The following is an 11,323-nucleotide window of genomic DNA, read 5'->3' on the forward strand; positions in this document are numbered from 1 at the left end:
AACCACCACCCCAGTGAACCGCACCCCAACACACCCCACAATCTGCAACAACATCAGGTTGCAACAACGACACCGGCGACGGGACCGTGGGCCGGCACGTCGACGCCGGCGGAAACGACCTCCCCGGCACCGGCTGTCGAGCCCACGTCAGCGACGGTCAAGGTCGGGAATGGCGCGTACATCGTGGATGGATGCCGCCGGGGGCGGGAATCGCCCTCAACCCTCGCCCAAATTCCCATGGATCCCGTGTCACTGAGGCGGGGCGGATCTGTGGAACAGCGGAGGAATCCTCGCTGGGACGGGGGAAACGTGCTCAGCCGCCTTCCTGCCAGGCAGGGGTTCCCGGCGAGAAAGGCAAGGTAGTCGTCCAGTGCATCGGTGTCGATCGATGGCTGTCCGTTGCTGTATCTGCCGTCGGTGCGGTCCCGCTTTGGACCTGGGATCCAGTACTCATCGCCCGTGACGCTGTCGAAGAAATTTGCTTCATGGTTCGCCAGCGCGTGTCCCGTCACACGGCAGAGGGCAGAATCGCGGAAGTATGCCGTTCTCCAGGTTTTCGAGAGTCGGACACGAGCGATCCATGCGAGTCCACGACCGATCTCGCAGCCGGCCTTTAGGTGAACGTACATGATGCGCTCTGCCATGGAATTACCGTGGTACGGCCGATGGCCGGCACGACGCATGCACGCCGCCCCGCTGGTCTTGATTTGGGGTGCCGTGGGCGTTGGGCTGGCCGCGGCCAGTCACGTGGGCGTTGCCCGGCGGCACGTCCTTCCGACACGCCAGCTCGCCGCGCTCTGCCTTTGCCTGTGCGTAGTTGGGGCGCCTTCCCTGTGGTTCGAACCATCCCAACGTGGCCTTCACGAAAGGGCAAGGCATCCGGTGCGCCATCCACTCCGCCCGTACGCCGAACGTTGAACTTCCGCCCCACCTATTTTCGTACTTTTCGATTGCATGTTCCTCGCGTTGGATCCATACATTGGCCTCGGCTGAAAATCGCCATTTGGGGGCGAACGATGAAACTCAGGGCATTTGCGCTCGTTGCAGCGGCAGGCATTGCAGGTCTGCTGTTGACAGGCTGTTCCAGCCAGGCCGGGCTCAAGGCGCTGGAAGGCCGCAGCCACCTCTGCTGACATGCTTGCGGCCGTTGTGAACCCGCCAGGGGCACCAGTTCACGGTCGGCGTTCCCACGCACAAGCAAAGCCGTGTCCCCGAGGGAGGCCAGCCTGTCCGACACTTGAGTTGGTTGGGGGCCGGGCATGCCCCATCGAGGCAGGAACTCCCAAGCACCGCACGGCGCCAATGCCGTCCGTCGGTCGCAGTCCGGCCCGGGGCCGTGACAGTCGTCCGACCTCGCCACCCGGATCCGTAGCCGCCCAGGCGGGGAACAACCTTTCCAGCCTTTCAACGTGTTGTGCCTGCAAGTTCGCCAAAGCGGAGCAGATCATGCCGACCATCTCCGGACCGGGACCTTCGGGGCCGGCGTTTGGCCTGGACCGTCACGCCTGGGAAGCCGGCCACCGGGGGGACGCGCTGCCGGGTGAGGACGCTGCGAATACTAGGATCAAGGAATGAGCCGGAAAAGAAGATCTCTCGTTGCGTTCGCGGGCGGATTCACCGCGCTCGGGCTGTTCATGGCGGGATGCGCCTCCGCGGCACCCGTGGCGAGCCATCCGCCGTCGTCCTCGGGTTCAGCCTCAAGCCGGCCGGCGAACAGCCCCGCCGCCGTTGTCCGAACGCCAGGCGGGATCGACCACGTCGTCATCATCGTCGAGGAGAACAAGCCGGCCTCAACCATCCTGGGCAATGCCGCGGCCCCGTACATCAACAATCTGGCCGCTGAGAATGCACTGGCGACCAACTACCAGGCCGTGACGCACCCGAGCCTGCCCAACTATCTGGCCCTGACCAGCGGCACGACCGCCGGCATCACGAACGACTGTTCCCCCGGCGCCAGCTGCACGGCACGAGTGACTTCTGTGGCCGATTCAATCGGGAAATCCGGGCGCACCTGGAAGATGTATGCCGAGGGCATGCCCGCGCCCTGCACGCCGGGGAACGCCTACCCCTACGCGGTGAAACACAACCCGTTCATGTACTACCCCGGCGTCACCGGCAACCATGCCTCATGCGCGGCGCACGACGTTCCCCTGACCCAGCTCGGTGAGGACCTGAAGACCGCCGGAACCCTGCCCAACTATGTTTTTATCAGTCCCAACCTGTGCAACGACATGCACGACTGCCCGGTGGCGACCGGCGACACGTGGCTTGCCCACCACGTGCCCGCCATCCTGGCCTCACCGGCCTTCACGACACAGAATTCGCTCCTGGTGGTCACGTGGGACGAAGGCGAGGGGGACAACAACGCCGTGTCAACGATCTTCGCCGGACCAGCGGCCCGGCATGACTACAAATCCTCCCTGGCCTACAGCCACTACTCCCTGCTGCACACCGTGGAAAGGCTGTGGGGACTGGCACCCCTGACCAACAATGACAAGAACGCCCCCATCATGAGCGACCTGCTCAAATAGTGGCAGTGCCCGGGGTCCGGCGGGGCGGGCACCGGATTTGCTTCTACCGAAGGTTGGCCGTGCCGAAGGCCTCCCGCAGCTTGTTGCTGTAGATCGTGACACTGCGGACCTCGGGCAGCCCGGGGAGCACCTGCGTCAGGTCATAGCTCTGCGTTCCCGCGTGGGCCCTCAGCGCGACCACCTGGATGGTGTTGGGGTTTTCGACGACGTCGTCCCCGGATGCGTTGCGCGTCATGAGTCCCGGGTTGAAGTTGATGTAGAGATCATCTCCAGCACCTGTGGAAAAACCGGTCAGCGTCAGCATCAGCATGCCCGGCGACTCGGTGATGCGCACCTCACCACGCGTCGGTGCTCCTTGGGAAACGAACGTCCCCGCGAGTACACGTGAGGTCGCCGGCGTCGCAGCGGACTCGGATCCAGCCGCCGTTGTTGCGGGTGAGCTGAATTGTCCGGTTGCCGGAGCCGTGCAGCCGGATGCGACCGACAAAACAACGATTCCCACGGACATAAGGTGTGCAAATTTCATGGTCCCCATTTACAACGCTGTCATGACCTGCAGGATTGCGTGTTCTTTTGCATCATAGCCCTTGGCGTCCGTGTCAGGTTTCCAGGTGGGGCGGATCGAAAACAAGGTGGCAAACGCCTCGGCCGGTCCACGCGGTCCTCGGGTTGAAGGGGCCCGGCAGTGGTCCGACCGACTCCGGATTTTGGGGGGCACGTTCACTTGAGGGAACTTTTGCTTGGCCACGACGGCGCCAAGCCGTTTTCCTTGTCACGCAGCGGTCCCCCGGCGGCACGCAGCGGTCCCCCGGCGAGAAAGGCAGGGCGGTCCTCCAGTGCATCAGTGACGACGGACGGCTGCGCAGGACACTTCCAGTGTCAAGGTACGGGCCGGACGTGGGGCCCGCTCCCAGAAACCTTGCGCAAGGCACCCTGTCGTGGCATCAGTGCCTCGACTGCCCGCCGTCAGGCTGTGGCATTTGCTCGAGTCAAGGAACGACGTCCGGATCAGCCGCCGTGTCATCCCTGGCGATGGATGCCAGGACGACGTCCCAGCTCATGTGGCCGGTTGTCTGGCGCACCCCAAAGATGGCGGCCGGGAACAGGGTGGTCATCATGCCGGAGGTCGCCCCGAGTCCGTGGATCAACCGCAAGTCGGCGCGGCGGAGCCCGCGCAGCTTCGGGCGGGCCAGCATCCAGGGCGGGACTGCCGCGGATCGGGACACCGGCACGGTCAGGGCGCGAACCAGTCCAGGACCTGTTGGGCGTGGGTGTTGGGCGGGAAGATCGGATAGAACACGTGCTCGATGACGCCGTCGTTTATCACCAGCGTCAAGCGGGCGTAAAGCCGGTCATGGCCGGGCGCCGCGAACGTCGGCAGGGTCAGGGCTTCCGCGAGGGCAAAGCCGGTGTCGGACAGCATGGCGAAGGGCAGGCCCAGGCGGTCAACCACCTCGCGCTGGTAGTCCGAGTCCTGGCTGGACAACCCGAAAACGTTGACCACGCCGACGTCCCGCAGCAAGGTGAAATGGTCCCTGAAATCGCAGGCCTCGGTCGAACAGCCCCGGGCACCCGGAATGGCATCCCAGCCGTCCGGCAGGTCGGTGCCCGGAACTCCGGTCAGGGGATACAGGTAAATGACCGTCGGGCCGCTTCCGAGCCTGCCCAGACCCACCTCGCGGCCGTCGGTTGCGGCCAGCGTCAACGCGGGCATGGCAAGCCCCACCAAATGGTTGGCGGCGCCGTCGTCCACGGGGACGGGAAGATTGTCCGGCAGGGCTTTCGAGTAATCGATCATGGCTCCAACCTCCGACTTAAACGTGCGGGACGCGCCCTGCTGAAGCCTTTCGGCCAGGTGCTCGCGCCGGGAGGCAAGGGATGCGATGGTCCGGTCCAGCTCTGCAATGCTGTCCCGGTAGGCCGCCAGGGACGCCGGGCATTCGTCACTGTGCTGGTGCCCTGCGTCCAGGCATTCGATAAATGGCGCGGCACGGGCGGGGTTGATTCCGAACCCGGACAACGCACGAATCTCGCTGATCACCCGCAGGTCGTGGTCAGAGTAGTCCCGATACCCGTTGGGCAGCCGGCCCGGCTGCACCAGGCCCAACTGCTCGTAGTACCGAACCGCCTTGACAGACACTTGGGCCCGCCCAGCCAACTCACCTATGCGCATTCCTGCCTCCTGCCAACACGATAAACCCTGCCCCCGGGGGCAGGGTCAACTCGCGGCTCCTTTGCGCGCCACAGGCATCCTTTGGACGGGCCACACAGCACACAGTGGCCACCGACGGGCAATCGCGCCACGCGTGGGAATTGCCATCACGGATTTATGAGGCGGGAGCCGCGAAATGCCGGGATGGGCCGCACGGACACGCGGGCCGGTGAACTTGCCTGTGATGTCCGCGGCCGCCACCACGGATCTGCCCCCGCTTGGGGGGATCCTCCTGATGACCGCCGCCGCCAGCGCGCTGGCAATCCGGGCCGCCGAACCGTCCATGATGCGGCTCCTTCACGGCTGGCTGCACGCGGCCGCGCTGATTGGCCGGAGAACACCGCGCGGGGCCGCGGCAGCCGTGGCGCATCCGCGCCGTCCTGGACGACGTGCCCGGCGCACCTGAACGCCTGGCCCGCGCCCTCGCCGCCGCCATCCTGTCCGGTGGCGGCCGGGACACCCGGATCCGGCCCACCACCGCCTTGGCCCTGGCCGCGGACCGGTTCGCGCTCGGCAAATAGCTCCCGGCCTGGTCAAGCCGGTGACGTCACCCGGGCCGCACCGGGGGCACGGTCGGTGCGTTGTTAAGCTCCTGGGTGTGCCCGTCCATGGTTCGGGCTTCGGGCAGCCCGAGGTCGAACCCCGCCGCGCCACCGGGTATCGGGTCCTGGCCCGTGAGGGCCGTGATGGCCCGTGATGGCCGTGATGACGGGGAAAATCGTCACCTGGAGCCCGTCGCCCAGACCTGCCGCCATGAGGGCGTGGTTCATCGACAGGCTCCCGTGCGACCTCGGCGGAACGTGCGGTTCCCTCGTCAGCCGGGCGGCGGCGTCGCCCGCGTCACCGCGGGCACGAACCCGGAGAACATGCGGCAGGCGGCCGCCCCATTCATGGCTCGAGCCGTAGCCGTCAAGACAGCAGAACACCTCAAACGTGTACCTGGCAAATCCCGTCCGCTTTCCGCCCTCAGACCGGCCGCTGCTCATCGTTGGCCGCTTCCTCAATCCAGTCGACCGCCTCATCGGAGAGCAGAAAGCCGTCCGGGCCGCTGCCGCCCGCCCAGGGTGCACCGGCCGTGGCGTCACCCGCCACGGCCGTGATCCGGGCCAGGACATCCGGCGGCACCACGTCGCCGTTGTTGTCCCTCAACCACTGCCGGGTGGGTTCGTCCACCAGGGGCCACCAGTCCTGAATCTGCACAGCGCCATTCTGGCACGCCTGCACGGTGGCCAAAAGGGTTCGCGCCGTTCCTGCACGCCGGCCCATGCCAGCAGTGCCACCCCCGCGTAATTCCGTTCAAAAAAAATCGTTGCCGGGGCGGCCGCCGAGTCTTAGCCTTGACCCAGCGGGCCCCCGACAATCGTCACACGGCCCCTTGAACATGTCTGGAGATCCTGGAATGCGAAAATCCTTCCTTGGAGTGTCCATGGTGGTCGTCGCGGCTGTCGTCGCCGCGGTCACCGGAGCGGGCGCTGCCAACGCCGCCCCACCATCAAAACCAATTCCCAACTCGTCGCCCAGCTGGCTCGCCCACGGCAAGAACCTCGGCGCCGCGTCCCCGAACGCCCACGTCAGCGTGCGCGTCTACCTCGCACCGAACGGAGGACTCGCCGCGCTTCAGGCCGCCGCCAAGTCCGCCTCAAGTTCCCACCAGTTCCTCACCCCGGCCCAGTACCACGCGCAGTTCGACACCAAGGCGTCGACCGTCAGTGACGTGAGCAGCTGGCTGAGCGGGGCCGGCCTTCAGGTGAAGGGGGTTGCCGGCCAGCGCTACCTTGAAGTCACCGGCAGCGTCGCCGCGGCCAACAAGGCCTTTGGCGTGACCATCGCGAACTTCAGCCATGACGGCCTCAGCGTACAGGCCCCCACGGGCCCGGCCACCGCACCGGATTCCGTGGCCTCGGCCATCATCGCCGTCTCGGGCCTCGACACGACGGTGTCCATTGTTGAGCCAAGGACGCAGAAGCCGTCACCGCCCAGCGCCGGCTTCCGCAACGCGCCGGTCTGCTCGCACTGGTACGGGGACCAGAGCCCCACCACGCTGCCCACACCGGACGGCACCGCACTGCCCCGGTTCAACGGCGCCACGCTCCCGTACGCCCCGTGCGGCTACACCGGGCCGCAGCTGCGCAACGCCTACGAGTCCGGCGCGGCCGCAGGCCTGGACGGGCGCGGCGTGACCGTGGCCATCACCGACGCCTACGCGTCCCCCACGATTGAGGCCGACGCCAACCGCTATGCCACCGATACGGGTGACAAGCCGTTCACCAAGGGGCAGCTGACGCAGAGCCTGCCGCGCACCTTCACCCAGGTCAACAGCAACAGCTCGCCGAGGCAGTGCAACGCCTCCGGCTGGTACGGCGAGGAGACGCTGGACGTGGAGGCCGTGCACGCGATGGCACCGGCGGCGAACATCCGCTACTACGCCGGTGCCAGCTGCCAGGATTCCGACCTGCTGGACACGTTCAGCCGCATCAACGACGAGGGCGTCGCCACCATCGTGACGAACTCGTGGGGCGGCGTGGGAGACATGGTCAAGACCCCGCTCCTGCTGGCCTACGAGACGGCCTTCCTGCAGGGGGCGGTGGAGGGCATCAGCTACGCGTTCTCCACGGGCGACTCGGGCGATGAAGCGGCGGCCCTCGGCTCGCCGCAGACGGACTACCCGGCGTCCGATCCGTTTGTCACCGGCGTCGGCGGCACCTCGACCGCCATCACCCCGGCGGGCGTGATCGGAGAGACCGGCTGGCAGACCACCAAGTATTCGCTCGCCAACGGTGCCTGGGCGCAGTCCGTGCCGTTCCTGTACGGCGGCGGCGGCGGCTACTCGTCGAACTTCGCCGAGCCCGACTACCAGCTGTCCGCCGGCATCCACAGCCCCAACGGCGGCCGGGCCCTGCCCGACGTGTCGATGGACGCCGACCCGACCACCGGCATGCTGGTGGGCCAGACGCAGAGCTTCCCCGGCGGCGCCGCCTACGACACCTACCGGATCGGCGGAACGAGCCTGGCCTCGCCGCTGTTCGCGGGCATGACGGCGCTGAAGATCCAGGCCAGCGGCCACGGGCTCGGGCTCCTGAACCCGACGATCTACGCGGACCACTCGGGCTTCCACGACGTGACGGGCGCGGGCATTGATGCGGGCAACATCCGGGTCGACTTCGTGAACGGGGTGGATGCGAGCAACGGGTACACGTACTCGGTGCGCTCCTTCAACACCGCCAACACGAGCCTGTCGGTCGGCAGCGGCTGGGACAGCGAGACGGGCTGGGGCAGCGCCCGCGCCGGCTGGCTCGCCCCCGCGCCGTAACCGCCCACGCCACGCGCCCGTCCCGGGCGGATACGGACGACGGCGGCACCCGCCTTGGGTGCCGCCGTCGTCGTTTGCTCTGGGGACTGCGCCGCGTGCCCGGTCCGACTGGACGGGCAGGGCCGATCAGCGGCCGAACAGCCTGGCGAAAAAGCCCTTGCCTGCCGGCGCCTCCCGCTCGTGGCCGGGGCACCGCCGGGAGGCGGGGACCCCGCGCATCACCTGGTCGACGTGCTGCCCGCATCCCGCCCACGTCGTCCTGCCGCATTTCCTGCACGTGACCGCACGGCACATCAGCTGGCTCCCTCGAATTGGTGGACTATTTTGGGATCATACCCCATGGGGTATGATGGGGAAAAAGCCCGCTACCCTGGAGCCAGCCGTGGAACTCGATCCGAATGAACTCGCCCCCGTCATCAACCGTCTCAAACGCGCCCAGGGCCAGCTCACCGCCGTGACGCGGATGCTCGAGGAGGGCCGCGACTGCAAGGACGTCGTCACCCAGCTTGCCGCCGTCTCGAAGGCTCTGGACCGGGCAGGCTTTGCCATCATCGCCACCGGCCTGGAGCAGTGCATCCGGAGCGAGGACCCCGGCATGGCCAGGAAGGACCTGGAGAAGCTCTTCCTGTCCCTCGCCTAAGCGTTTGGCACCAACCACCCCTACAGGAGATTCCATGAGCTACACGCACACCGTCACCCTCCCGCTGGCCTGGCCCGAGGCCGTCCAGCGGACCCGCACGGCGCTGGCGGAGCAGGGATTTGGCATCCTCACCGAAATCGACGTCCGCGCCACCTTTGCCGCCAAGCTTGGGCCCGAGGCCGCCGACGCGATCGGCGACTACGTAATCCTGGGTGCCTGCAATCCGGCCCTGGCGAGCCGCGCCCTGGCCGCTGAGCCGGCCCTGGGAACCCTCCTGCCCTGCAACGTGGTGGTCCGACGGGCCGATAACGCCCGGGAGACCACCATCGAGGCCATCGATCCGCAGACCATGGTCCAGCTCACCGGCAACCCCGTTGTCAGTGAAATCGCCGACGACGCCGACGCGCGCCTCCGCGCGGCCCTGGCCACCCTCCGCAGCATTGGAGCTGCCGGGAGCTAGCAAGGCCCGCCCTGGAAGGAACCCACGCCTTGACCGCGTGACAGTTCACGCAAGTCGACGTCTTCCCCGCCACGCCCCGCCAGGGCAACCCGGTGGCAGTGGTGCTGGCCGACGACGGCGGCGCGCCATCCTTCGCCGCTCCGCCAACACTGCGCACCGGCCCACTGGAGGAATCCCTTGTCGGCGAAATCGCCGCCGCGTTCGGCATCGGCCGCGGCGCCGTGAAGGCACACCAGTGGGTGGACAACGCCCCGGCTGGGCCGCTGTCCAGCTCGCCGCGGCGGAGGAAGTCCTCGCCCTGGAACCGGATCTTTCCGCCATCCCCGACGCCATGGTCGGGGCGATCGGCGCCTGCCCCGACGGCAGCCAATACGCTTCCGAAATGCGCACCTTCGCGCCCCGCATGGATGTTGCCGAGGACCCGGTCTGCGGCAGCATCACGCTCTGACGCGGGCCGCGCTAAAACCAGCCACGCATGAGAACGGCCGCGGCAAGCCGATCGCGCGCTCCTGCCTCACCTGGATGCACTCCAAATGCTTTCCGATTGTTCGTCGACTCCCCGAAAGGCCCCGCCCCACGGCAACTGCCGTGCGTCCCTGTACCAAGAGTTTGGCCACATCGGGTTCACGCGGCGTGAGCCCGTATGTGGCATGCGGTGGACACAGGGTGCCGGCCGCGCACGCAGACCCGGGGCCAACGGAGGCCCGTTACGGCGTCGTGCGCCCCATCGGTGCGCGGTGGTACTGCTTCGGCGCATAGTCAACCGGCACCCCCAGGGCGGCAGCGGCGCGCAGCGGAAAGTTGGGGTCGCGGAGGAGCGCGCGCCCCAGCATGACGACGTCGGCCAGCCCGGTGGCGACGATCTGCTCGGCCTGGCGGGGCTCCTCGATCAGCCCGACGGCGATGGTCGGCACCCCTGCGGCCGTGCGGACGGCGGTGGCGAACGGGACCTGGTAGCCGGGGCCCACGGGGATGTTGGCAGCGGCGACGTTGCCGCCGGTGGAGACGTCGGCGAGGTCCGCCCCGTGCTCGGCGGCCCAGCGCGCAACGGTCTGGGTGTCCTCGAGGGTCCAGCCGCCGTCCACCCAGTCGGTGGCTGAGAAGCGCACGGACACCGGGACGTCGTCGCCCGCCGCGGCCCGGATGGCGTCAATGGTTTCCAAGAGGAGCCGGGCCCGGTTGGCCAAGTTCCCGCCGTAGCTGTCGGTGCGTGCGTTGCTGAGCGGGGAGAGGAATTGGTGGAGGAGGTAGCCGTGGGCGGCATGGATTTCAAGGAGGTCGAACCCGGCCTCAATGGCGCGGACCGCGGCCTTGGCGAATGCGTCACTGACCTCGCGGATCCCCTCCGGCGTGAGGGCCGCGGGTGCCTCATAGCCGGGGAACGCGATGGTGCTGGGGCCCACGGTGGGCCAGCCGCCGTCGTCCGTGGGAACGGTCCCGCGGCGCTCGTCCCAGGTCCGGTACGTGGATGCCTTGCGGCCCGCGTGGGCCAGCTGGATGCCGGCGGCGGCGCCCTGGGAGTGGATGAAACTGACGATCCGGGCGAAGCCGTCACGCTGGGCATCGTTCCACAGGCCCAAATCCTGCGGCGAAATGCGTCCCTCGGGCAGGACGGCGGTGGCCTCGGTGAAAACCGCGCCGGCACCGCCGCGGGCGAAGGACCCCAGGTGGACCAGGTGCCAGTCGGTGGTCATCCCGTCCTGCTGCTCGGCGGAATACTGGCACATGGGCGTGACCCAGAGGCGGTTCCGGACAGTGAGGCCGCGGAGGGTGATCGGTGCAAAGAGTGCTGACGTCATGGGGGTGCTTTCTGCTGCGGGTCGCTTGCCTTGGGCAACGTCGAGGGGGCGCTGCTGATTCCCGGGCGGGGTGCCGCGGTGTCGCCCGGGGGCGCGCAATGGGATCATCGGCAGCGGCGGGTATCGCCGGGAAAATGCCGGCGACTCCCACGTGCCCCCGGCCCAAGGAGGCCACATGAAGACGCTGGACCCGGCATTGCCCGCGAACTCCCGTGCGGGCAACTGGTGCCTTCCAGACGGGAATTTAGGGGCTGCCGGGGCCGTGGATGAAGGCTTCGGCGTGGTCGACGGCTTTTTTGAAGGCGTCATTGCGCAGGGTGATGTGGTCCTTGCGTGGGGATTGGATGTAGTTGGTTATCCCAGGTCGCAGG

13 protein-coding genes are annotated in these 11,323 nt (G+C 67.7%); 7 read left to right on the plus strand and 6 right to left on the minus strand.

The window, feature by feature from the left end:
* Positions 1-53: 53 nt before the first annotated feature.
* Positions 54-644 carry a hypothetical protein gene (locus G6034_RS13500; protein ID WP_176635629.1) on the minus strand — a complete coding sequence of 197 codons (591 nt, stop codon included), beginning with the start codon at positions 642-644 and terminating at the stop codon, positions 54-56.
* A gap of 927 nt (positions 645-1,571) precedes the next feature.
* On the opposite strand from G6034_RS13500, the gene G6034_RS13505 reads away from it, so the two are divergent.
* Positions 1,572-2,531, plus strand: coding sequence for an alkaline phosphatase family protein (locus G6034_RS13505; RefSeq protein ID WP_176635630.1), 960 nt, complete (start codon positions 1,572-1,574; stop codon positions 2,529-2,531).
* Between the two features lie 43 nt (positions 2,532-2,574).
* Here the strand turns inward: G6034_RS13505 and G6034_RS20185 are convergent, their stop codons facing one another.
* The 3 genes from G6034_RS20185 to G6034_RS13520 form a co-directional block, all read right to left on the minus strand.
* Positions 2,575-3,066 carry a DM13 domain-containing protein gene (locus tag G6034_RS20185; protein WP_343038055.1) on the minus strand — a complete coding sequence of 164 codons (492 nt, stop codon included), beginning with the start codon at positions 3,064-3,066 and terminating at the stop codon, positions 2,575-2,577.
* Between the two features lie 454 nt (positions 3,067-3,520).
* Positions 3,521-3,763 carry a hypothetical protein gene (locus G6034_RS13515; RefSeq protein WP_218063912.1) on the minus strand — a complete coding sequence of 81 codons (243 nt, stop codon included), beginning with the start codon at positions 3,761-3,763 and terminating at the stop codon, positions 3,521-3,523.
* Between the two features lie 2 nt (positions 3,764-3,765).
* Entirely contained in the window at positions 3,766-4,704 is a 939-nt protein-coding gene (locus G6034_RS13520) for a MerR family transcriptional regulator (protein WP_176635633.1), read from the minus strand.
* A gap of 365 nt (positions 4,705-5,069) precedes the next feature.
* Here G6034_RS13520 and G6034_RS13525 point away from each other — a divergent pair, with 365 nt between their 5' ends.
* Positions 5,070-5,264: a hypothetical protein gene (locus tag G6034_RS13525; protein WP_176635634.1), complete on the plus strand. Its 195-nt coding sequence runs from the start codon at positions 5,070-5,072 to the stop codon at positions 5,262-5,264.
* Positions 5,265-5,709: 445 nt separating this feature from the next.
* Here G6034_RS13525 and G6034_RS13530 read toward each other — a convergent pair whose 3' ends face one another.
* Positions 5,710-5,943, minus strand: coding sequence for a hypothetical protein (locus G6034_RS13530; protein WP_176635635.1), 234 nt, complete (start codon positions 5,941-5,943; stop codon positions 5,710-5,712).
* Between the two features lie 226 nt (positions 5,944-6,169).
* On the opposite strand from G6034_RS13530, the gene G6034_RS13535 reads away from it, so the two are divergent.
* The 4 genes from G6034_RS13535 to G6034_RS20320 all read left to right on the plus strand — a co-directional run bounded on the left by G6034_RS13535 (position 6,170) and on the right by G6034_RS20320 (position 9,601).
* Positions 6,170-8,053 (plus strand): S53 family peptidase, encoded by a 1,884-nt coding sequence (locus G6034_RS13535; protein ID WP_176635636.1) that lies wholly within the window; start codon positions 6,170-6,172, stop codon positions 8,051-8,053.
* Positions 8,054-8,435: 382 nt separating this feature from the next.
* Positions 8,436-8,693: a metal-sensing transcriptional repressor gene (locus G6034_RS13540; RefSeq protein WP_176635637.1), complete on the plus strand. Its 258-nt coding sequence runs from the start codon at positions 8,436-8,438 to the stop codon at positions 8,691-8,693.
* Positions 8,694-8,727: 34 nt separating this feature from the next.
* Entirely contained in the window at positions 8,728-9,153 is a 426-nt protein-coding gene (locus G6034_RS13545; protein ID WP_176635638.1) for a DUF302 domain-containing protein, read from the plus strand.
* A gap of 235 nt (positions 9,154-9,388) precedes the next feature.
* Positions 9,389-9,601, plus strand: a complete 213-nt coding sequence (locus G6034_RS20320) for a PhzF family phenazine biosynthesis protein (protein ID WP_218063914.1) — start codon at positions 9,389-9,391, stop codon at positions 9,599-9,601.
* 259 nt (positions 9,602-9,860) lie between these two features.
* Here G6034_RS20320 and G6034_RS13555 read toward each other — a convergent pair whose 3' ends face one another.
* Positions 9,861-10,952, minus strand: a complete 1,092-nt coding sequence (locus tag G6034_RS13555; RefSeq protein WP_176635639.1) for an NADH:flavin oxidoreductase/NADH oxidase — start codon at positions 10,950-10,952, stop codon at positions 9,861-9,863.
* 175 nt (positions 10,953-11,127) lie between these two features.
* Here G6034_RS13555 and G6034_RS13560 point away from each other — a divergent pair.
* Positions 11,128-11,323, plus strand: a 196-nt coding sequence (locus tag G6034_RS13560) for a hypothetical protein (protein WP_176635640.1), incomplete at its 3' end; no start/stop codon positions are given.

The sequence above is a fragment of the Arthrobacter wenxiniae genome (assembly GCF_013376105.1).
GTDB classification, from domain to species: domain Bacteria; phylum Actinomycetota; class Actinomycetes; order Actinomycetales; family Micrococcaceae; genus Specibacter; species Specibacter wenxiniae.